Raw genomic sequence first — 22,088 nt, 5'->3', positions numbered from 1 at the left:
GCGAACGGTCATCAACGGCCGTAGACCGGGAAGCGGCCGCACAGCTCCACCACCTTGCCCTTGGCCGCCTCGATCGCGGCCTGATCGCCACGCGCGTCGATCAGGTCGCACATCCAGCCGGCAAGATCACGGGCCTCGGCGACGCCGAAGCCACGGGTGGTGATCGCCGGGGTGCCGACACGGATGCCGCTGGTGACGAAGGGCGACTGCGGATCGTTGGGCACCGCGTTCTTGTTGACGGTGATGTTGGCCGCACCGAGCCAGGCGTCGACGTCCTTGCCGGTCAACCCCTGGGCGATGAAGCTGACCAGGAAAAGGTGGTCGTCGGTGCCGCCGGAGACGACGTCGTAACCACGCGCGATGAACACCTCGGCCATGGCGCGAGCATTGTCGACGACCTGCTGCTGGTAGGTCTTGAAGGCCGGCTCGAGCGCTTCCTTGAAGGCCACCGCCTTGCCCGCGATCACGTGCATCAGCGGGCCGCCCTGGGTGCCGGGGAAGACCACCGAGTTGAGCTTCTTCTCGATCTCGGGGTTGGACTTGGCGAGGATCAGACCACCACGCGGGCCGCGCAAGGTCTTGTGAGTGGTGGTGGTGGTGACGTCGGCGATGCCGACCGGGCTGGGATAGACGCCGGCGGCGACCAGACCGGCCACGTGGGCCATGTCGACCAGCAGATAGGCGCCGACGGCATCGGCGATGTCGCGGAAACGCTGCCAGTCGACCACGCGCGAATAGGCGGAGAAACCGCCGATGATCATCCGCGGCTTGTGCTCCTGGGCCAGACGCTCGACCTCGGCGTAGTCGATCTCGCCGGTGGCCGGATCGAGACCGTACTGCACCGCGTTGTAGATCTTGCCCGAGAAGTTGGGCTTGGCGCCGTGGGTGAGGTGACCGCCGTGGGCGAGGCTCATCCCCAGCACGGTGTCACCGGGCTGGCACAGTGCCTGGAAGACCGCGGCATTGGCCTGCGAGCCGGAGTGTGGCTGGACATTGGCGTAATCGGCGCCGAACAGCGCCTTGGCGCGATCGATGGCCAGCTGCTCGACCACGTCGACGTGCTCGCAGCCACCGTAGTAACGCTTGCCCGGATAGCCTTCGGCGTACTTGTTGGTCAGCACCCCGCCCTGCGCCTGCATCACCAGCGGACTGGTGTAGTTTTCCGAGGCGATAAGCTCGACGTGTTCTTCCTGGCGCCGCTCTTCGTCCTGGATCGCAGCCCAGAGCGCTGGGTCGTAATCACTGATCTGCAACTTGGTATCGAACATGATGATTGTTCCGGGCAATGCAAAACGGTTTAGTTTAACGGATGATCGGCTCACGCGTCGCGCCCTTGGATACAAAAAGACAGCCAACGCGGCCGAGCGTCGCGACCGCGGTCGGCCAGATCGCGGTTGTGTCGTTTAGAATGGAGATCGATCGAACGCCGGAGACACGCCGGCGTCTCACCCAACCTCGGGACCAGATAAAGACCATGACCGATACCATCCATAACGTCGACCAAGCCGAGATCAGCAAGTTCGAGGAACTCGCCTCGCGCTGGTGGGATCCCGACAGCGAGTTCAAGCCCCTGCACGACATCAACCCGCTGCGTCTCGACTACATCGAACGCGGCGCCGGCGGACTGGCGGACAAGGAAGTACTCGACGTCGGCTGCGGCGGCGGCATCCTCTCCGAGAGCATGGCGCTACGCGGCGCCAAGGTCACCGGCATCGACATGGGCGCGATGCCGCTGCGCGTGGCCGATCTCCATACCCTCGAGACCGGGGTCGAGGTCGACTACCGTCAGGTACCGGTCGAGACCCTGGCCGCCGAACGCCCGGCGAGCTTCGATGTGGTCACCTGCATGGAGATGCTCGAGCACGTCCCCGAGCCAGCCTCGGTGATCGACGCCTGTGCGCGGCTGGTACGCCCCGGCGGCAAGGTGTTCTTCTCCACCCTCAACCGCACCCCCAAGGCCTATCTGCTGGCGATCGTCGGCGCCGAGTACGTGATGGGCATGCTGCCGCGCGGCACCCACGACTACGCGCGCTTCATCCGCCCCTCCGAACTCGACGCCTGGGTACGCCGCACCGCGCTGCGCACCACCGACCTCAGCGGCATGACCTACAACCCGCTGACCAAGACCTATCAGCTCAGCACCGGCGACCTCAGCGTCAACTACCTGATGAGCTGCGTGCGTGACGATGCCGACGCCTGAGCCGGCGCGTGACGCCGCGGTGCTGTTCGATCTCGACGGCACCTTCGCCGACACCGCCCCGGACATGGCCGCCGCGCTCAACCGACTGCGCGCGGCCCACGACCGGGCGCCGCTACCACTGGCCGAGATCCGCCCCTTCGTCTCCCACGGCGGGCGCGGCATGCTTGAGGTCGGCTTCGGGCTGCGCCCCGGGGACAGCGACTACGAGCCACTGCGCCGCGCCTTCCTCGACTGTTATGCCAAGGCGCTGGTGCGCGACACCGCGCCCTTCCCGGGGATGGCCGAGCTGGTCACCACGCTGGAGGCGCGCGCCATCCCCTGGGGAATCGTCACCAACAAGCCGGGCTATCTCACCCGACCGCTGCTCGAGCGTATCGGCTATGCCGAGCGCGCCGCCTGCGTGGTCTGCGGCGACACCACCCCCACCCCCAAGCCGCACCCGCGTCCTCTGTTCCATGCCTGTGAGCTGCTCGGGGTCGCCCCCGAGCGCTGCTGGTACCTCGGTGACGCCGAGCGCGACATCCAGGCCGGGCGCGCCGCCGGCATGGGCACCCTGGTCGCCCTGTTCGGCTATCTCGGGGCGCACGACAACCCGGACGGCTGGGGCGCGCATGGCGCCATCGATCACCCGCTCGCACTGCTCGACTGGCTGCCCGGAACCCCGACATGAGCGTGACCACCGCAGAGACCGCGTGGCGCTTCCCCAACGACGCCACCCCGCTCGGCAGTGCCCGTTACTACGCCCTGCGCTTCGCCCCGGCGGCGCGGCGCGACGCCCTGGCGCTGCTGGTGCTGTGGCACGCACGGCTGCGCGCCATCCCCGAGGCGGTCTCCGAGGCGCGGATCGGCGCGGCCAAGCTCGACTGGTGGCGCGAGGAGATCGAGCGCTGCGCCAGCGGCGCGCCGACCCACCCGCTCGGCACACCGCTGGCGGCGCTGATCGCCGAGCAGGCGCTGCCGCTCGAGCCCTTCATCGAGGTGATCGCACACCAGGACGCGCGCCTCGCCGCGCCCTGCCCACCACACTTCGAGGCCCTGGCCGCGCACGCCGAGACCGACCTCGGCGCGCTGTTCGAGCTGCTCGCCCGCTGCGAGGGCGAGCGCTCACCCGCCTCACTGCGCGAGGCACGCGCACTCGGCGCCTATTGCCGGCTGATCGCCGGGATCCGCGACGGCGGCTGGTGGTGGCGACGCGGCCAGCTCGACTTCATCAGTGCCGACCTGCTGCCAAGCGACCAGGGGCAGTTGCCCGAACGCTTGCCGACACTGCTCGCGACCACCGCCGCGCGCGCCGAACAACTGCGTGCCGAGGCCCAGCGTGGCACCTGTCGCGCCCGCAGCGTGCGCATCCGCGCCCGGCTCGCCCGAGTGCTCGCCGCAGAGCTTGCCGCCAGCGACTATGCCGTGGTCGACCAGCGCATCGCCCTGCCCCCGCTGCGCAAGCTCTGGCACGCCTGGCGCGAACAACGGCGCTGAGCGCCGCACCGGCAAGACGCAATGCCACGGGCGGCGTCTTGTCGCATCATTCGCATCCATCGCCCCGGACGCCACGAGCGCTCGGGGCGGACCCAAACAGTCAGCGAGAGACACGACCCATGGAACAACAGAACCAACCACTCCAGGACCGCGTCATCCTGGTCACCGGCGCGCTCGAGGGCATCGGTCGCGCCGTCGCCATGGCCGCCGCCGAGGCCGGCGCCACCGTGGTGCTCTCGGCGATCGACGAGCACGAACTCGATCCCGTCTACGACGCCATCGAGGCGGCCGGCCACCCACAGCCGGCGATCCTGCCGATCGACCCCGAGGCGGCCACCGCGGATGACTACATCGCCGTGGCCAACATCCTCGGCGACACCTTCGGGCGGCTCGACGGGCTCGCCCACTGCGCCGCCTTCACCCCCTACCTCAGCCGCATCGACGACTACGACGCCGAGGACTGGGAGCGGGTGCTCAAGGTCAACCTTACCGCCCCCTTCATGCTCACCCAGGCTTGCCTGCCGCTGCTGCGCGCCGCACCGGACCCCTCGGTGGTGTTCACCAGCGATCGCGTCGGCCAGACCGGCAAGGCCTACTGGGGCGCCTTCGCCGCCGCCAAGTTCGGTCTCGAGGGGCTGATGCAGGTGCTCGCCGAGGAGACCAGCGAGGCCGGCCAGATCCGCGTCAACAGCATCGACCCCGGGGTGGTGCGCTGCACCATGCGCGCGACCCTCTACCCCGGCGAGGACCCGATGCAGCACCCCGCCCCGGAGAGCGTGGTCGAGCCCTATCTGCGCCTGCTCGGCCCCGCCGGGCGTGGCATCAACGGGCAGCGCATCCAGGCCCAGCCGACGGCCTGACAGGGAGCGATGATGAGCAAGGCCCACCCGATCGAGGGACTCTACGATCTGGTCACCGGCGACGAGGACGCCCGTGTCTGCAAGGACATCCCCAGCGCCTCGTGCAACGATCAGCCGCGCAATTTCTTCGTCTATCTCGGCGCCAACCTGATGAGCAAGGTCGCCGACGAACTCTCCAGCGCCAAGCTGATCCTGCCCTGGCTGTTCGGCTATCTCGGCGCCCCCGGGCTGCTGGTCGGCCTGCTGGTGCCGATCCGCGAGGCCGGGGTGCTGTTGCCACAGCTGGCGGTGGCCGCCTACATCCGCCGCCTGCCGCTGCGCAAGGGGGTGTGGATCCTCGGCTCGGTGCTCTCGGCGCTGGCCCTGGCGCTGATGGCCGTCGCCGCGCTGACCCTGGAGGGCGCGCTCGCCGGCTGGACCATCATCGCCCTGCTGGTAGTCTTCAGCCTGGCGCGCGGACTGTGCTCGGTCTCGGCCAAGGACGTCCTCGGCAAGACCGTCTCCAAGTCCAGGCGCGGCAACCTGATGGGGCTCTCGGCGGGGGTCGCCGGGCTCGCCACCCTGGCGCTCGGTCTCTATCTGCAGTTCGTCGCCGACGCCCACGCCAATATCCTGATCTTCGTTGCCCTACTGCTCGGCGGGGCGCTCTGCTTCCTGCTCGGCGCCCTGGTGTTCCGATCGATCCGTGAGCAGCCCGGCGCCACCGAGGGCGGCGGCAACGCCATCGCGACCGCGCTCGAGAGCATCGGTCTGCTGCGCAGCGACGCCGACTTCCGCCGCTTCGTGATCGCCCGCTCGGCACTGCTGAGCGTCGCCCTCGCCCCGCCCTTCTACGTCCTGCTGGCACAGGCGCAGAGCGGCGGCGACCTCTCCGGCCTGGGCCTGCTGATCATCGCCAACGGTATCGCCGGCAGCCTCAGCGCACCGCTGTGGGGCCGGCTCGGCGACCGCTCGGCGCGTCTGGCGATGGCCCTCGCCGCCGCCCTGGCCGGCGCGATCGGGCTGCTGACCTGGGCGCTAGCGGCCAGCGCCAGCCCGCTGCTCGCCGACCCGCTGGCCTTCGCCGGACTCTTCCTGGTGCTCGGCATCGCCCACGCCGGGGTGCGGCTCGGACGCAAGGTCTATCTGGTCGACATGGCCACCAGCGAGACCCGTGCGGCCATGGTCGCGGTCAGCAACACCGTGATCGGCGTGGTGATGCTCGCCGGCGGCCTGATCGGCGTGCTCGGCGACCACTACGGCGCCGCCAGCGTGATCCTCGCCCTCGCCCTCGGCGCACTGTTCGCCGCGCTCTACGTCATGCGACTGCGCGAGGTCTCGGAACCGGGCTGAACAAGGTCGCCAGCCGGAAAGGTTGAACCGCAAAGAGCGCGAAGGAGAAAAAAGCCTCCAGCAGTCAGCCTCCAGTCGCCACGGGCGAGCGCCCTCGACAACAGCACGGCTTGGGCGCGCATGCCCTTGGCGCCAGTGTTTGAGGACAGACAGCCGCTGGCGGCTGGTCGCCGTCAACCTGAACCTCTTCGCGTTCTTCGCGGCTTTGCGGTTCAATCCGCTGGAGGCTGGAGGCTGGAGGCTGATAGCTGGCGACTGGCGACTAAAAAATCCCTTATGCTCGACGGACCGTCATCGGAGCGCAGGAGGCATCATGGCCCTGTCCCGCTGCCTGTCACTGTTGATGATCGCGGCCTGCTGTTGCGCATCGGTGCGAGCCGAGGTCTATCGTTGCGAGGACGCAGGCGGGGTGCGCTATCAGCAATCGCCCTGTGGGCGCGGTGAGCAGGAGCGTCGGATCGAGACCGAGCCGGTCGACCGCGCCGCGGCCGCGGCCTCCGAGGCACGCGCCGCACGCATCCGCGCGCAACTGGAGCAGGAACGCGCGCGCGATCGCGCCGAGGCCAAGGCACGCCGGGCGCGCGAACTCGAGGAGCGACGCGTCGAGGCCGAGGAACGCCGCGCGGCGGCGGCCGAGCGCCGCGCCGAGATCGAGGCGGCACGTCCGACGGCCCCACCGGCGATCTACCTCACCCCACCGCCGCGTCGCCCATCCCCTTGGGTGCGACCACCCCATCCCCGACCGGAACCGCCCGAACCGGAACCCGAGACCAAACCGGGCTTCCGGCTGACCCCGCATCCGGGATAGCACGGCGAGACGAAGCCGCCAGCCGCCAGCCGCCAGCCGCCAGCCGCCAGCCGCCAGCCGCCAGCCGCCAGCCGCCAGCCGCCAGGATTGAACCGCAAAGGCGCGAAGCGCGCAAAGTGAATGACGTGTGATGTCGGCGTGAGGCTACAGGCGGCGCGGGTCCGTACCCACTGGCGGCTGATCGCTGGCAGCTTATTCCCCTTTGCGTCCTTGGTGTCTTGTATCTTGCCACCCCGTGGTGGTTAGCTCCCACCGCGCGAGATTGAGGCAGCTCGATGGCGTCTGAAGGCCTGGACCTTATCGCGAAGATTCAGCCCTCGATCTCTCTTCTCATGCCAGTCTCGACACTGAACGGTATCCAAGGGGCGAACCCTGCATGGACAAGATACCGTCTTGTCCGTCAACCGCCGACCATGCAACACCAGCCTCCCCAACTGGAGGCTGGAAGCTGATCGCTGGAAGCTGGTTCAAACCGCAAAGCCGCGAAGCGCGCAAAGTGAATGATGTGTGATGTCGGCGTGAGGCCACAGGCGGCGCGGGTCCGTACCCACTGGCAGCTGATCGCTGGCGGCTTATTCCCCTTCGCGTCCTTTGCGGCTTTGCGGTTCAATCCGTTGACGGCTTTCCCCCCGCCCCGATCACTCCGCCTCGAGCAGTCGCTTGACCGGACCGAAGCCGCGGCGGTGGGTGGGACAGGGGCCGAGGCGCTGGAGGGCCTCGATGTGGGCGCGGGTGGGATAGCCCTTGTGGCCGGCGAAGCCGTAGCCGGGGTAGTCGCGCTCGTAGTCAAGCATCAGCCGGTCGCGCGCGACCTTGGCGATGATCGAGGCAGCGGCGATCTCGGGCACCAGCGCATCACCGCCGACCACGGCGCGCGACGCCAGCCCGGCGGGCAGCTCCGGGCAGCGGTTGCCGTCGACCAGCACCAGACCGGGGGCGGTGGCGAGCCCCTCGACGGCGCGGCGCATCGCCAGCATCGAGGCGTGGAGGATGTTGAGTGTCTCGATCTCCTCGACACTCCCCCAGGCCAGCGACCAGGCCAGGGCGCGCTCGCGGATGGTGTCGTAGAGCGCCTCGCGACGCTTAGCGCTGAGTCGCTTGGAGTCGTCGAGTCCGGCGATCGGGCGGCTGGGGTCGAGGATCACCGCGGCGGCGGCGACCGGGCCGGCGAGCGGGCCGCGGCCGGCCTCGTCGACGCCGGCGGTGAGGACGGGGGCGGTCATCTCGGGGTCTCTCCGATCAGGTCGAGCACTGCGCGCGCGGCCTCACGGGCGGCGTCGCAGCGCAGGTCACGGTGGATACGGGCGTACTCGCGCTCGATCTCGGCGCGGCGCGCCTGGTCGTCGAGCAGCTCGAGCAGCGCCGGGGCGAGCAGCTCGGCGCGACAGCGCGACTGCACGAACTCGGGGGCGAGTTCGCGCCCGGCGAGCAGGTTGGCCATGGCGATGTGTGCCACCTTGACCAACCCGAGCTGCTTGACCAGGTGATAGGTCAGCGGATGGAGACGGTAGCCGACCAGCATCGGCCGCCCGAGCAGCAGTCCCTCCAGGGTCGCGGTCCCCGAGGCGGTGAGCACCACGTCGGCGGCGCTCATCGCCTCGCGCCCCTGGCCCTCGAGCAGGGTCAGCGGCAGCTCCGGGGCGCAGCGCTGCAGCTCGGCGCGGAAGCGCTCGCCGACCCTGGCGTTGATCAGCGGCACCACGAACCGCAGTCCGGGCCGCGCGGCATGGGCCGCGCGGGCGGTCTCGATGAAGGGCACGGCGAGGCGCTCGACCTCGCCCATGCGGCTGCCCGGGAGCAGCGCCACCAGCGGCGCCTCCGGGTCGAGCCCAAGCTCGGCGCGGGCGGCTGCGCGATCGACCTCGAACGGGATCTCGTCGGCCAGCGGGTGGCCGACATAGCGCGCCGGCACCCCGTGCTCACGCAGGAAGCGTTCCTCGAAGGGGAAGATGCTGAGCATCAGGTCGACGGCGCGGCGGATCCCCTTGACCCGCCCCGGTCGCCAGGCCCAGACGGTGGGGCTGACCAGGTGCACGGTGCGGATGCCGGCGCGCCGCGCACGCCGTTCGAGTCCGAGGTTGAAGTCCGGGGCGTCGACCCCGATCAGCACCGCCGGGCGCTCGCGCAGCATGAAGCGCAGCAGCTCGCGGCGCAGCCCGAGCAGCTCGCGCAGCTGGCCGAGCACCTCGGTCAGGCCCATCACCGAGAGCCGTTCCATGTCGAACAGGCTCTCGCAGCCGAGCGCCTGCATCCGTGGTCCGGCGACGCCGACGAAGCGCACCCGGGTGTCACCGAGCTGGCGTTGCAGCTCGCGCACCACGGCGGCGCCGAGCAGGTCGCCCGAGGGTTCGTTGGCGACGATGCCGATGGTCAGCATGACAGAGGACTCCGCGAGGGGGCGCGACCCGGGGTCAGCGCACGATGCCGCGCGCGCTGGCGGCGATGAAGTCGATCAGGGCGTGCAGCTCGGGGGTCTCGGCGCTCATCGTGGCGATGCGCTCGAGCGCCTCCTCGCGTCTGAGGCCGGCGAGATAGAGGCTGCGATAGGCGCGCTTGATCGCCTGGATGGCCGCCGGCTCGAAGCCGCGCCGACGCAACCCCTCGCTGTTGATGCCGTGAGGCGCCGCAGGATGACCGCCGACGGTGACATAGGGCGGCACGTCGCGCCCGAGCACCGAGCCCATGGCGCAGAAGCTGTGGGCACCGATGCGGGTGAACTGGTGGACGATGGTGAAACCGCCGAGGATCGCCCAGTCCTGCACCTCGACATGACCGCCAAGCGAGGCGGCATTGGCCATGATCACGTCGTTGCCGATACGGCAGTCGTGGGCGACGTGGGTGTAGGCCATCAGCAGGTTGTCGTCGCCGATGCGGGTGACGCCCTGATCCTGGACGGTGCCGCGATGGATGGTGACGAACTCGCGGACCTGGTTGCGATCGCCGATCTCCAAGCGGGTCGGCTCGCCGGCGTACTTCTTGTCCTGCGGATTCTCACCGATCGAGGTGAACTGGAAGATCCGGTTGTCGCGTCCGATCCGGGTCGGCCCGCGCACCACCGCGTGCGGACCGATCCGGGTCCCGGCGCCGATCTCGACCTCGGGGCCGATCACCGCGAAGGGGCCGACCTCGACCCCGGAGTCGAGGCGGGCGCCCGGGTCGACGAGGGCGCTGGGATGGATCAAGCAGTGAAGTCCCTGGCGGTACACATGATCTCGGCGGTGGCGACCACCTGGTCATCGACCCGGGCCTCGCCGTCGAACTTCCAGATGCCACGACGCACCGGACCCAGCCGCACTTCCATGATCAGCTGGTCACCGGGCTCGACCGGGCGCTTGAAACGCGCCTTGTCGATGCCGACGAAGTAGTAGAGCGACTTCTCGCCGACCTGCTCGGGACGCGAGGCCATCGCCAAGAGCCCGGTGGCCTGGGCCATGGCCTCGACGATCAGCACGCCCGGCATCACCGGACGCACCGGGAAGTGGCCGGTGAAGAAGGGCTCGTTGATGGAGACGTTCTTCATCGCCACCAGATATTCGTCGACCGTGTAGTCGAGCACTCGATCGACCAGCAGGAAGGGATAGCGATGCGGCAGCAGACTCATCACCTTATGGATGTCCATCATCTTGCCCGCTTCCTGCGTCTGCGCGGAATCCGCCACAACCTGAGATCCCGCCATTAGCAATCCCCCTGCCCTGTTGTCTGTTTCATTGTTTCGATGTGTGTCTCTAGCTGTTTGACTCGGCGCGTCAGCTCGTCGAGGTGTCTGAAGCGCGCCACGTTACGCCGCCAATCCGCGCTCGGCATCGCCGGGATGCCGCTGCTGTAGAGCCCGGGTTCGGGGAAGGAGCGGGTGACCATGGCCATCCCGGTGAAGTGCACGTTGTCGCCGATCTCGAGGTGGCCGGCCATGCCGACGGCCCCGGCGACGGTGCAGTTGCGCCCGATCCGGGTCGAGCCCGAGATCCCGGTGTTGGCGGCGATGGCGGTATTGTCGCCAATTTCGACGTTGTGGCCGATCTGGATGTGATTATCCAGCTTGACCCCGTCGCCGATTCGGGTGTCGCCGATCGCGCCGCGATCGACCGAGGTGTTGGCGCCGATCTCGACGTCATCGCCGAGCACCACCCGCCCGACCTGGGGGATGCGCTCCCAGCGCTCGCCGTCCTTGGCGAAACCGAAGCCCTCGCGCCCGATCACCGCGCCGGGATGGAGCAGCGCCCGCGCACCGATCACCGTCCCCTCACACAGGGTGACCCGAGCGACCAGGCGCGACTCGGCGCCGACGCGCACGCCACGCCCGATCACGCAGCTCGGCCCGACGAAGACCCCGGGACCGATTTCGGCCTCGGCCTCGACCACGGAGAGCGGACCGATCCAGGCGCCGGGGTCGATCCGCGCGGCGGGGTCGACGACCGCACTCGGATGCACGCCACCGACGACCGGATCACGCGGATGGAGGATGCGCGCGGCACGGGCAAATGTGAGATAAGGGTTGTCGCTGATCAGCACCGGCACCGTGGCGTGCTCGGCGTCGGTCTCGGTGAGGATCACCGCGCCGGCGCGAGTCTCGGTGAGATGGCGGCGGTACTTGCGGTCGCCGAGAAAGCTCAGGCTGTCCGGGGTCGCGTCGGTCAGCCGGGCGACACGCGCGAGACGGACGGCGCCATCACCACGCACGGGCACGCCGAGGCGCGCCGCGAGTTCTTTCAGACTGATTTCCAAGGGATTACCTCATGAGCGGCCGGCGCGCGCAAGGCGTCGGTCACCGTTTTTCAAACTCCGCCTTGAGGCGTTCGATGACCAGATCGGAGATATCGATACGATCGCTGAAATAGACCACGCCCTCGGTGATCACCAGATCGATCTCCTGCTCCTTGGCCAACTCGACCACCACCTCCTGGACCTGGCGAGCCAGCTTGGTGCGCAGCTCGTTCTGGCGCAGCACGAAGTCTTCCTGGAACTCGTCGCGGGCGTATTTCAGTTTGCGGGTGCGGCTACGGATGTCGTTCTGCAACCGCTGTAGCTCGCTCTCGCTCATCAGCGCACCGTCGCGCTCGAGCTTGCGCTGCAACGCGGCGACCTGCTCCTGCTGTTCACGCAGGGTGCGTTCGCGCTCCTCGAGTTCACGCTGCAGGGCATCGCCCGCAGCATCGTACTGGGGCGACTGTTCGACCACCCGGTTGGGGTCGACCACCGCGATGCGGTAGCCCTCGACGGCGTCCTCGGCCAGCGCCTGGGTGGTGGCGCCCAGCAGCAGGAGCGTCGAGACGATGAGACGAAAATTCACGGGTACCCTCCCCTGGATCAGAAGGTCTGACCGAACCCGAACTGGAACACCTGGGTCTCGTCGCCATCCTTCTCATTGAGCGGATAGGCGATGCTCACCGACAGCGCCCCGACCGGCGAGAGCCAGCTCACCGACAGACCGGCCGAGTAGCGCAGGTCGCCGAGGTCGAAGCCGGTGTTGTCGACCAGCGAGGAGTCATCGGTCAGCCAGACGTTACCGAAGTCGAAGAAGGCGCCGAGACGCAGCGTCTTCTCGAAATCGCCGCCGACCGGCGGCGGGGCGAACAGCTCGATGCTGCCGACCAGCTTGAGATTACCGCCGACCGGGTCGTTGGTGCTCAGCTCGCGCGGACCGAGGGTGTTGGCCTGCCAGCCACGCACCGAACGCGGACCACCGGCGTAGAAGTTTTCAAAGAAGGGCAGGTAGTCGATCTCGCCGTAGCCGTCACCGTAGGCGAGGTCGCCGCTCAGCGAGAACACGAAGCGCGAGGTCAGGGGGACGTAGAGCCGCTCCTTGTAGGTCAGCTTGTAGTACTCCAGATCACTGCCCGGCAGGGCGATCTCGGCACGCAGGGTGCGCAACGAGCCACGGGTCGGGAACAGCGCCGTGTCACGCGAGTCGCTGGAATAGTTGGCCGAGAGCACGAAGTCGTTGAAGGTGTGCCCGTTGCGCGCGACGAATTCCTCGGCCAGCTCCGACTCGCCCGGGGAGAAGTCGGTGTACTGATAGCGCAGACCGAGTCCGGCGCGACTGATATCGGAGATCGGCAAGCCGAAGGAGAAGCCGGCAATGCCCACGTCGGTGGAATAATCGGCGCCGATCAGCTCGTCGAAGTCGGTTTCCTGGTAGGAGAGGTTGAAACCGCGACTGATGCCATCGACCGTGTAGTACGGATTGGTGTAGGCGAGCTGATAGCGACGGTTGGCGGTGCTGGTATTGAAAGCCAGCCCCACCCGCTTGCCGGTGCCGAGGAAGTTGTTCTGGGTGACGCTGGCGTTGAGCAGAATGCCCTGCGACTGCGAGAAACCGATACCGGCGGCGAGGTTGCCCGCGGGCTTCTCCTCGACGGTGACGTCGACGTCGACCTGATCGGGCGAGCCCGCAACCGGCGGGGTCTCGATGCTGACATCATCGAAATAACCGAGCCGCTGCAACCGCTCGCGCGACTTGCGCACCAGGTCGGCGGAGAACCAGGCGGTCTCGAGCTGGCGCATTTCGCGACGCAGCACCTCGTCACGGGTGCGGGTGTTGCCCTTCATGTTGACGCGGCGGACATAGACGCGCTTGCCCGGGTCGACGAAGAAAGTCACCGCCACCTCGTGCGACGCCTCGTCGATCTCGGGCACGGTGTTGACGTTGGCGAAGGCGTAGCCCTCGTCGCCGAGCAGGTTGGAGATGCGCTCGGCGCTCTCGGTGACATGCTTGCGCGAGAACAACTCGCCGCGCTTGAGTTCGATCAGCGGGAAGAGCTTCTCGGTCGGCACCGAGGGCTCGCCGGCGAGCTGGATGTCGCTGATGCGGTAGGGATCGCCCTCGTCGATGACGACGGTGACATAGATCTCCTTCTTGTCGGCGCTGATCGAGACCTGGGTCGACTTGATCTCGAACTTGATGTAGCCACGATCGAGATAGAAGGCGCGCAACCGCTCCAGATCACCGGCGAGCTTCTGCTTGGAGTACTGGTCGTTCTTCGAGTAGAACGAACTCCAGCGTGTCGGCCCCAGCTCGAACTGCTTGCGCAGCGCCTTCTCGCTGAAGGCATCGTTGCCGATGATGTTGATCTGCTTGATGCGCGCGGTCAGCCCCTCGGTGATCTCGATGCGCACTGCCACCCGGTTGCGCTCGAGCGGCGAGACGGTCGACTGCACCAGCACGCCGTACTTGCCACGCGCGAAGTACTGCCGCTCCAACTCCTGCTCGATACGATCGAGCACCGAGCGGTTGAACACCCGCCCTTCCTTGAGGCCGATGTCGGCGAGCGCGGAGTCGAGCGCCTCGGTCTCGATGTCCTTGTTGCCGACGATCTCGATCTCGGCAATCGCCGGACGCTCGCGCACCCAGAGCACCAACACGTTGCCATCGCGCTCGACGCGGACGTCGTCGAAGAAACCGGTGCGATAGAGCGAGCGGATGATGCCGCCGGTGACACCGTCACCGACGGTATCACCGACCTGGACCGGCAGATAGTTGAACACCGTGCCGGGAGCGATACGCTGCAGCCCCTCGACACGGATGTCGGCAATCTGGAACACCTCGGCCAGCGCCGAGAGAGGGAACGCCAGCAACAGGGCGAACAGCAGGGTCGGACGCCGGACGCGGCCGCGTGGATTCGGAGATATCGCGCGCAAGAGAGAGTCCTCTGGATCGAGCCGAGTGTGCGACGCAGTCGACGGTCGAGAGGCGCCAGTATAAGGGATCGGCTGTGTCTAGCCCAAGAGCCGGGACAGATCGACGTAGAAGGCGAGCACCATCAGCCCGACGATCAGCACCAAGCCGACCCGCTGGGCATTGGCCAGCGCCGTCTCCGAGAGCGGACTGCCCTTGACCCCCTCGATCAGGTAGTAGACCAGGTGGCCACCGTCGAGCAGCGGAATCGGCAACAGATTGAGCACGCCGAGACTGATGCTCAACATCGCCAGGAACTTGGCAAAGGACTCGAGTCCGTGACTGGCAGTACGCCCGGCGGTCTCGGCGATGGCGATGGGGCCACTGAGGTTCTCGACCGAGGCTTGACCGACGAGCATGCGCCCGATCACCTTGAAGATCATCAGACTGGTGTCGAGCGTCTTGTCGCCGGCGCGCACCAGGGCCTCGAGCGGGTCATGATGGATCTCCACCCGGTAGTCGGCCATCAGGTCGTCGGGGACGTCCACCCCGGCGCCGATCCGGCCCACCGTGTGCTCGCCCTCGACAAGCGCGCGCGGCACGATCTCGAGCGTCACCCGCTCGCCAGCGCCGCGCTCGACCTCCAGCGTGATCGGCTGGCGCGGTCGTTCACGCACCAGTGCGACCCAGTCACGCCAACGTGTCACCGCGGTACCGTCGGCGGCGAGGATACGATCACCGACGGCCAACCCGGCCTGCTCGGCCGGCTCGCCGGGCACCAGACGGCCGACCACCGGCGGCAGCGCCGGGCGCTGCGGCGCAAGCCCCAGACGCTCGACCAGATCGGGTGACTCGGCGATGCCGGCCAGCGCCTCGCCCGGCAGCACGCGCTCGTGCGAGACCTGATCGGCATCGCGAACCCCGATGGTGATCGGCTCGCCGTCGAGCGCCTCGGCCGTCAGCGCGAACAGCGCCTCCTCCCAACTACGCACCGGGCGGTCACCGACCCGTACCAGCTCGTCACCCGACACGAAACCGGCCTCGGCGGCCACACTCGTCGGCTCGACCTCGCCGATCAGCGGACGCAGACCGACATCGCCTCCGAGAAACAGCGCCCAGTACACCAGCACCGCGAACAGCAGGTTGGAGAACGGGCCGGCCGAGACCACCGCCACCCGCTTCCACAGCGGCTGGCGGTTGAAGGCGCGATGCAGTTCGCGCTCGGGGACCTCGTCCTCGGTCTCGTCGAGCATGCGCACATAGCCACCGAGTGGCAACGCGGCGAGCACGTACTCGGTGTCGTCCGGCGAGCGCTGCCAGGTCAGCAGCGGACGACCGAAGCCGATGGAGAAGCGCAGCACCTTGATGCCGAGACGCCGGGCGACCCAGAAATGACCGAACTCGTGCACCGAGATGAGGATGCCGAGGGCAACGACGAAGGCGATGACGGTGAAGAGCATGTCCATGACGGACTAACTGACCCGCTGCCGCACGAAGCGTTCCGCACACGCCCGCGCACGCTGGTCGACATCGAGCAGGAAGTCGACGTCGCGCCCGGCGACGGCCTCGTTGGGCATGGCCTCGAGGGTACCGCCGACGACCGCGGCGATCCCCTGGAAGTCGACGCGCCGATCGAGGAAGGCCGCGACCGCGACCTCGTTGGCGGCATTGAGCACCGCCGGCGCAGTCCCACCCTGCTCAGCGGCCTGGAAGGCCAGCGCCAGACAGGGGAAGCGCTCGAAGTCCGGGGCCTGGAAATCGAGCCGGGCGACGGCGAACAGATCGAGCGGCTCGACCCCCGAGGCGAAGCGCTCGGGCCAGGCCATGGCATGAGCAATCGGGGTACGCATGTCGGGGTTGCCGAGTTCGGCGAGCACCGAACCGTCGGCGTACTGCACCAGCGAGTGGATCATGCTCTGCGGATGCACCACCACCTGGATATGACTGGTATCGGTACCGAACAGCCAGCAGGCCTCGATCACCTCCAGCCCCTTGTTCATCATGGTCGCCGAATCGACCGAGATCTTGCGCCCCATCTCCCAGGTCGGGTGAGCGCAAGCCTGCTCGGGGGTGACGTCGGCGAGCCGCTCCAGCGGCCACTCGCGGAAGGGGCCGCCCGAGGCGGTGAGCAGGATGCGCTCGACGCCGACGCGTTCGAGTCCATCGGCGAAGTTCGCCGGCAGACACTGGAAGATGGCGTTGTGCTCGCTGTCGATCGGCAGCAGCTCGGCGCCGCTGTCGGCGACGGCCTGCATCAGCAAGGCGCCGGCGACCACCAGCGACTCCTTGTTGGCGAGCAGCACCCGCTTGCCGACACGCGCGGCAGCCAGGGTGGGACGCAACCCGGCGGCACCGACGATGGCGGCCATCACAGAGTCGGCCTCAGGCATCGCCGCGACCTGCTCGAGCCCCTCGACCCCCTCGAGCACCTCGGGGCGGCCGGGCATGTCGGCGAGCAGCACGCGCAACCGCGCGGCGGCCGTGGGATCGACCATCACCGCGAACAGCGGACGGTGCGCGCGACACTGCTCGGCCATGCGCTCGGCGTCGGTGTTGGCGGTCAGGGCCACGGCCCGGAAACGGTCGGGATGGCGGGCGAGCACATCGAGGGTGCTGACACCGATCGAACCCGTCGAACCAAGTACGGTCACGCCTATCACTTATCGAACTCCGATCAAGGTGGTGCCCAACAGGAACAGGGGCGCGGCCGCGGTCAGGCTGTCGATGCGATCGAGCATGCCTCCGTGACCGGGCAGGAGCTGGCCCGAGTCCTTCACGCCACGACGGCGCTTGAGCAGGCTTTCGTAGAGATCCCCGGCCACCGAGATCAGCGCGGTTGCGGCACTGATCAACAACAGCAGGAGCCCATGCAGCGGCGCGAGCCCCTGGAGCCAGGCGAACACCAACGCGCACAGCACCGCCCCTAGGACGCCGCCGTAGACGCCGGCGCGTGTCTTGCCGGGGCTGAGCACCGGCGCGAGCTTGGTCCGCCCCCAGCGCCGACCGGTGAAGTAAGCGCCGGTGTCGGCACTCCAAATGACGAAGAGCAGGAAGAGCACCAGCGCCGGTCCACCAGCGGCATCGTGCAACGTCACCAGCGCGGCCCAGGGCGCGACCAGCACCAGCAGCCCGACGGCCAGCAGCCGTCCATCGATGCCGGAGGCCGGGGCGATGCTACGCATCGACAACAGTCGCCGGGCCTGCCACAGCCACCACAGCGCACTGACGACGGCGAGCCAGAGCAGCCCCTGGGGATATGACCAGAGCGGCACCATGGCGCCAGCCACGAGCAGCGGGTAGAGCGCCCGCGAGCGTCGATCGGTGACGCCGGCAAGGGCCGCCCACTCCCAGGCGCCGACCCCGATCGCCCCGCCCAGGACCAGCGCGAACAGCGACGTCGGCAGCCACAACACCGCGCCGATGACCAGCGGGACCAGCGCCAGCGCGGTGAGTGTGCGCTTGCGCAGCGCGCTCATGGGTGCAACGGCCATGCAATCAACCCCGTCCATAACGGCCGACCGCGTTCAGTGCCTCGACCTGCTCACCGGTGCGGCCGAAACGGCGCTGGCGGCCGGCGTAGAAATCGAGCGCCTCAGCAAAGGCCGAGGCATCGAAGTCCGGCCACAGCACCGGACTGAAAAAGAGTTCCGAGTAGGCCGACTGCCAGAGCATGAAGTTGCTCAGACGCTGCTCGCCACCGGTACGGATGAAGAGGTCGGGCTCGGGGAGATCGGGAAAGGACAGGCGATCGGCGAGTGCCGCCTCGTCAATCGCCTCGGGGGCGATCACCCCGGCCTGGACATCGGCGACCAGTTGACGCGCGGCGCGGGTGATGTCCCAGCGCCCACCATAGTTGGCCGCCACCTGCAGGTTGAGGCCGGCGTTGTCGGCGGTCAGCCGCTCGGCCTCGGCGATGCGTTGCTGGAGCCGCTCGGAGAAGGCGGTGCGCTCGCCGATCACCCGCAACCGCACATCGTGCTCGTGCAGACGCCGGACCTCGCCGCGCAGCGCACTCATGAACAGCTCCATGAGGATGTTGACCTCGGAGGGCGGGCGGCGCCAGTTCTCACTGCTGAAGGCGAACAGCGTGAGGGTTCCGATCCCCCGGCGCACGCCCTCCTCGACCACCGCACGCACACTCTTGACGCCCTCGCGGTGACCAGCTGTACGCGGCATCCCTCGCCGCTTTGCCCAGCGCCCGTTGCCGTCCATGATGATGGCGACATGAGCGGGCACCGGGGTCTCGGGAGCGGCGACGACGCCGGGAGACGTTGCAGTTTCCACAATACTTGAACAGGCTGGCACCGTGCCCCTGGTCAGATCGACATCAGATCCTCTTCCTTCTCGGCGAGGACGACGTCGATCTCTTTGACGTTCTGGTCGGTGAGCTTCTGCACGATCTCCTGACCACGACGTTCGTCGTCCTCGGAGATCATCTTCTCTTTGACCAGCTCCTTGAGTTCGTTGTTGGCGTCGCGGCGGATGTTGCGGATCGCCACCCGCGCCTGCTCGGCCTCGCTGCGAGCAACCTTGATCAGGTCGCGACGACGCTCTTCGGTGAGCGGCGGCATCGGCACGCGGATCACGGTGCCGGCGGAATTCGGGTTGAGACCGAGATCGGACTGCATGATCGCCTTCTCGATCGCCTGCACCAGGTTCTTCTCCCAGGGCACCACGCTCAGGGTGCGGGAGTCCTCGGCGTTGATGTTGGCGACCTGGCGGATCGGCACGTCGGAGCCGTAGTAGGAGACCATGACGTGATCGAGCAGCGAGGGGTGGGCACGACCGGTGCGAATCTTCGCCAACTCGTGCGACAGCGCCTCGACGCTCTTGGCCATGCGTTCTGCAGCGTCTTTCTTGATATCGTCGATCATGTTAGTTCCCGCTTACGACCAGCGAGCCGATGTCCTCGCCACGGACCAACCGCAGCAGGGCACCCGACTCGTTGATGTTCATTACACGCAGTGGCATTCCATGGTCTCGACAGAGCACGATCGCCGTCGTATCCATGACCTTGAGACCCTCGCGCAGCGCCTGATCGTAGCTGATCCGGCTGTAGAAGACCGCGTCGGGGTGCTGGACCGGGTCGGCGGAGTAGATGCCGTCGACCTTGGTCGCCTTGACCAGCAGCTCCGCGCCGACCTCGATCGCGCGCAGACTGGCCGCAGAATCGGTGGTGAAGAACGGATTTCCGGTCCCGGCGGCAAAGATCACCACCCGCCCCCTGTCGAGGTGGCGCATGGCGCGCCGACGGATGTAATCCTCACACACCTGGTTGATCTTCAGCGCCGACATCACCCGGGAAGAGACTTCCAGGCGCTCGAGCGCATCCTGCATCGCCAAGGCGTTCATCACTGTCGCCAGCATGCCCATCTGGTCGCCGGTGACACGATCCATCCCCCGCGCCGCCAAACCGGCGCCACGGAAGATGTTGCCCCCACCGATGACGAGCGCGACCTGGACACCATCGGCCACCAGGTCGCGGATCTCGCACGCAAAACGCTCGAGGACATCTGGGTCGATACCGTGTGCCCCCCCACCCATCAGCGCCTCACCACTGAGTTTGAGGAGAATGCGTCGATAGGCTGGGGCGGCGGCGGTCATGCCCGGTATACCTCGTCAGGATTGCGGTCGGGGGAAAGCGTTTCTTCGATGTCGGTCAGGATACAGCAGACGATCAGCTGCCGCGAACCTGAGCCATCACCTCTTCGGCGAAGTTCTCGGTCTTCTTCTCGATGCCCTCGCCGACCTCGACACGCGAGAAACGACGCACCTGGGCACCGGCCTGCTTGAGCAGCTTCTCGACCGACTGGTCGGGATCCTTGACGAAGGCCTGACCGAGCAGGGTGATCTCTTCGAGGTACTTGCGCACCCGACCCTCGATGATCTTCTCGACGATCGCCTCGGGCTTGCCGCTCTCGAGCGCCTGCGCCTTGAAGATCTCGCGCTCCTTCTCGAGGGTCTCGGCGGGCACCTGCTCGGCGCTCACGCACAACGGCTTGCTGGCGGCCACGTGCATGGCGATGTCGCGACCCAGGGTAGCGTCACCGCCGACCAGCTCGACCACCACGCCGATACGCGCGCCATGGCTGTAGCTGTAGAGGGCGCCCTCGACGTCGTCGAAACGCACCAGACGACGCAGCTGGACGTTCTCGCCGATCTTGGCCACCAGCGCGGCACGCGCGCCCTCGACGGTGGTCTCACCATCACCGGCGAGCGGCAGCGCGGAGAGTGCCTCGACATCGGCCGCGTCGCTGTTCAGCGCGGTGGCCACCGCGGCCTCGGCGAAGGCCTCGAAGTTGGAGTCCTTGGCGACGAAGTCGGTCTCGCAGTTGACCTCGAGCTGCACGCCGCGCTTGCCGTCCTCGGCGATGGCCACCATCACCACGCCTTCGGCCGCGGTACGGCCGGACTTCTTCGCCGCCTTTGCCTGGCCGGACTTGCGCATCGCCTCGATGGCTGCCTCGATGTCGCCGTTGCTCTCAACCAGCGCCTTCTTGCACTCCATCATGCCGGCGCCGGTGCGCTCACGCAGTTCCTTCACCAATGCCGCGGTAATCGCCATGTCTAAACTACCTCTGCCGCCCCTGCGGGCGATTGAATTCGGGATCTCGGAAAGGGCCCGCCGTCATCATCGATGACGGCGGGCCCCGGGAATCTGTGGCGCGCCGGAGCAATCCGACGCGCCGGGCACGCGGATGCGCGGCCATACGGCCGCGCGGGCCTTACTCCGCGGCGGCCTCTTCGGCCGCGACCGGCTCGACCTCGTCGCGACCGACCATCGCTGCGGCGGTGTCACGACCATCGAGGATGGCGTCGGCAGCACCGGTGATGTAGAGACGCACGGCGCGCAGGGCGTCGTCGTTACCGGGGATGACGAAGTCGACGGTGCTCGGCTCGTTGTTGGTATCGACCACACCGATGACCGGGATGCCAAGCTTGTTGGCCTCGTTGACCGCATTCTTCTCGTGACCGACATCGACCACGAACATGGCATCGGGCAGGCCGTCCATGTTCTTGATACCACCGATGCTCTGCTCGAGCTTGTCACGCTCGCGCGACAGGCCCAGGGCCTCCTTCTTGTTGAAGCGCTCGATGGTGCCATCCTCGAACATCGCTTCAAGCTCTTTCAGGCGCTTGACCGACTGACGGATGGTCTTGAAGTTGGTGAGCATGCCGCCGAGCCAACGGTGGTTGACGTAGGGCATCCCGCAACGCGCTGCCTCTTCCTTGAGCACGTCGCGCGCGGCGCGCTTGGTGCCGACGAAGAGGATCTTGCCGCCGTTGGCGGCCAGCGAACCCATGAAGTTGACCGCCTCTTCATACAGCGGCAGGGTCTTCTCCAGGTTGATGATGTGGATCTTGTTGCGGTGGCCGAAGATGAAGGGGGCCATCTTGGGGTTCCAGTACCGGGTCTGGTGACCGAAGTGGACACCGGCTTCCAGCATCTGGCGCATCGTGATCTTGCTCAAGGTATTGCTTCCTGTGATATCGGGTTGGGCCTCCACGCATCCCACGCGACAACCTGCCAGGCAGGCACCCAGTCGCATGTGTCGACGCGTGTGTGAGCAGTGGTTTCGGCCGACGACCCCGGACGACGGACACAAGGCCCGTGCGCGAGAGTCGATCGCGACCGGCGCGTATCTTGGAGGTTTGACCTGAAAAACGAAAGCGAAAAACCGAAGTTTTCCGCTTGGCAAGCCTGCCTCGCACCCTTACATGAACGGGCGAAGGGTTCATGCAGTTTGCGGCAACGCGCCGCATTTTATAGCATAGGCGGCTCACTACGAGCAATTACCG

Annotated in this window: 22 protein-coding genes; 6 read left to right on the top strand and 16 right to left on the bottom strand. The window is 67.6% G+C overall.

Annotated elements, in window-relative coordinates; genetic code table 11:
• Nucleotides 1–11: 11 nt before the first annotated feature.
• A complete protein-coding gene (gene glyA / locus MARPU_RS04960; RefSeq protein ID WP_005220399.1) occupies nt 12–1,268 on the bottom strand; it encodes a serine hydroxymethyltransferase in 1,257 nt (418 codons plus the stop codon).
• A gap of 206 nt (nt 1,269–1,474) precedes the next feature.
• Between glyA and ubiG the strand changes: the two genes are divergently transcribed.
• The 6 genes from ubiG (at nt 1,475) to MARPU_RS04930 (ending at nt 6,676) form a co-directional block, all read left to right on the top strand.
• Nucleotides 1,475–2,200, top strand: a complete 726-nt coding sequence (ubiG, locus tag MARPU_RS04955; RefSeq protein WP_005220397.1) for a bifunctional 2-polyprenyl-6-hydroxyphenol methylase/3-demethylubiquinol 3-O-methyltransferase UbiG — start codon at nt 1,475–1,477, stop codon at nt 2,198–2,200.
• The gene (locus MARPU_RS04950) at nt 2,187–2,870 is read left to right on the top strand and encodes an HAD family hydrolase (protein WP_005220395.1); all 684 of its coding nucleotides are present in this window, start codon (nt 2,187–2,189) and stop codon (nt 2,868–2,870) included. The genes ubiG and MARPU_RS04950 overlap by 14 nt, the downstream gene beginning before the upstream one ends.
• Nucleotides 2,867–3,676 (top strand): squalene/phytoene synthase family protein, encoded by an 810-nt coding sequence (locus MARPU_RS04945; RefSeq protein ID WP_005220393.1) that lies wholly within the window; start codon nt 2,867–2,869, stop codon nt 3,674–3,676. The genes MARPU_RS04950 and MARPU_RS04945 overlap by 4 nt, the downstream gene beginning before the upstream one ends.
• Nucleotides 3,677–3,795: 119 nt before the next feature.
• A complete protein-coding gene (locus tag MARPU_RS04940; protein ID WP_005220392.1) occupies nt 3,796–4,536 on the top strand; it encodes an SDR family NAD(P)-dependent oxidoreductase in 741 nt (246 codons plus the stop codon).
• 12 nt (nt 4,537–4,548) lie between these two features.
• Nucleotides 4,549–5,868, top strand: a complete 1,320-nt coding sequence (locus tag MARPU_RS04935; RefSeq protein WP_005220390.1) for an MFS transporter — start codon at nt 4,549–4,551, stop codon at nt 5,866–5,868.
• Nucleotides 5,869–6,181: 313 nt separating this feature from the next.
• Entirely contained in the window at nt 6,182–6,676 is a 495-nt protein-coding gene (locus tag MARPU_RS04930) for a DUF4124 domain-containing protein (protein WP_005220388.1), read from the top strand.
• A 638-nt stretch (nt 6,677–7,314) separates the two neighbouring features.
• Here the strand turns inward: MARPU_RS04930 and rnhB are convergent.
• From rnhB to rpsB, 15 genes are all read right to left on the bottom strand, one after another.
• Complete coding sequence (gene rnhB / locus MARPU_RS04925; protein ID WP_005220386.1) at nt 7,315–7,899, bottom strand: ribonuclease HII; 585 nt, start codon at nt 7,897–7,899, stop codon at nt 7,315–7,317.
• A complete protein-coding gene (gene lpxB / locus MARPU_RS04920) occupies nt 7,896–9,053 on the bottom strand; it encodes a lipid-A-disaccharide synthase (RefSeq protein ID WP_005220383.1) in 1,158 nt (385 codons plus the stop codon). The genes rnhB and lpxB overlap by 4 nt, the downstream gene beginning before the upstream one ends.
• Before the next feature lie 34 nt (nt 9,054–9,087).
• Entirely contained in the window at nt 9,088–9,858 is a 771-nt protein-coding gene (gene lpxA, locus MARPU_RS04915; RefSeq protein ID WP_005220381.1) for an acyl-ACP--UDP-N-acetylglucosamine O-acyltransferase, read from the bottom strand.
• Complete coding sequence (fabZ, locus tag MARPU_RS04910; RefSeq protein WP_005220378.1) at nt 9,855–10,298, bottom strand: 3-hydroxyacyl-ACP dehydratase FabZ; 444 nt, start codon at nt 10,296–10,298, stop codon at nt 9,855–9,857. The genes lpxA and fabZ overlap by 4 nt, the downstream gene beginning before the upstream one ends.
• A 53-nt stretch (nt 10,299–10,351) precedes the next feature.
• A complete protein-coding gene (gene lpxD / locus MARPU_RS04905; RefSeq protein ID WP_005220376.1) occupies nt 10,352–11,398 on the bottom strand; it encodes a UDP-3-O-(3-hydroxymyristoyl)glucosamine N-acyltransferase in 1,047 nt (348 codons plus the stop codon).
• A 40-nt stretch (nt 11,399–11,438) separates the two neighbouring features.
• On the bottom strand, nt 11,439–11,963 hold the full coding sequence (locus MARPU_RS04900) for an OmpH family outer membrane protein (protein ID WP_005220375.1): 525 nt from the start codon (nt 11,961–11,963) through the stop codon (nt 11,439–11,441).
• A gap of 17 nt (nt 11,964–11,980) precedes the next feature.
• Nucleotides 11,981–14,311 carry an outer membrane protein assembly factor BamA gene (gene bamA / locus MARPU_RS04895; protein ID WP_005220373.1) on the bottom strand — a complete coding sequence of 777 codons (2,331 nt, stop codon included), beginning with the start codon at nt 14,309–14,311 and terminating at the stop codon, nt 11,981–11,983.
• 78 nt (nt 14,312–14,389) lie between these two features.
• On the bottom strand, nt 14,390–15,754 hold the full coding sequence (gene rseP / locus MARPU_RS04890; RefSeq protein WP_005220371.1) for an RIP metalloprotease RseP: 1,365 nt from the start codon (nt 15,752–15,754) through the stop codon (nt 14,390–14,392).
• A gap of 6 nt (nt 15,755–15,760) precedes the next feature.
• On the bottom strand, nt 15,761–16,948 hold the full coding sequence (ispC, locus tag MARPU_RS04885) for a 1-deoxy-D-xylulose-5-phosphate reductoisomerase (protein ID WP_005220369.1): 1,188 nt from the start codon (nt 16,946–16,948) through the stop codon (nt 15,761–15,763).
• Entirely contained in the window at nt 16,949–17,779 is an 831-nt protein-coding gene (locus MARPU_RS04880) for a phosphatidate cytidylyltransferase (protein WP_232229499.1), read from the bottom strand.
• A gap of 4 nt (nt 17,780–17,783) precedes the next feature.
• Entirely contained in the window at nt 17,784–18,500 is a 717-nt protein-coding gene (gene uppS / locus MARPU_RS04875) for a polyprenyl diphosphate synthase (RefSeq protein WP_005220365.1), read from the bottom strand.
• A 104-nt stretch (nt 18,501–18,604) separates the two neighbouring features.
• Nucleotides 18,605–19,162: a ribosome recycling factor gene (gene frr, locus MARPU_RS04870; protein WP_005220359.1), complete on the bottom strand. Its 558-nt coding sequence runs from the start codon at nt 19,160–19,162 to the stop codon at nt 18,605–18,607.
• A 1-nt stretch (nt 19,163) separates the two neighbouring features.
• Nucleotides 19,164–19,892 (bottom strand): UMP kinase, encoded by a 729-nt coding sequence (gene pyrH / locus MARPU_RS04865; protein WP_005220358.1) that lies wholly within the window; start codon nt 19,890–19,892, stop codon nt 19,164–19,166.
• Between the two features lie 73 nt (nt 19,893–19,965).
• Nucleotides 19,966–20,853, bottom strand: a complete 888-nt coding sequence (tsf, locus tag MARPU_RS04860; protein ID WP_005220357.1) for a translation elongation factor Ts — start codon at nt 20,851–20,853, stop codon at nt 19,966–19,968.
• A 160-nt stretch (nt 20,854–21,013) separates the two neighbouring features.
• The gene (gene rpsB / locus MARPU_RS04855) at nt 21,014–21,745 is read right to left on the bottom strand and encodes a 30S ribosomal protein S2 (RefSeq protein ID WP_005220356.1); all 732 of its coding nucleotides are present in this window, start codon (nt 21,743–21,745) and stop codon (nt 21,014–21,016) included.
• Nucleotides 21,746–22,088 lie beyond the last annotated feature (343 nt).

This window comes from Marichromatium purpuratum 984, from assembly GCF_000224005.2.
In the GTDB taxonomy this organism is placed as follows: domain Bacteria; phylum Pseudomonadota; class Gammaproteobacteria; order Chromatiales; family Chromatiaceae; genus Marichromatium; species Marichromatium purpuratum.
The sequence above is the reverse complement of the archived record's forward strand: the minus strand, read 5'-3'. Positions and strand labels throughout refer to the sequence as shown.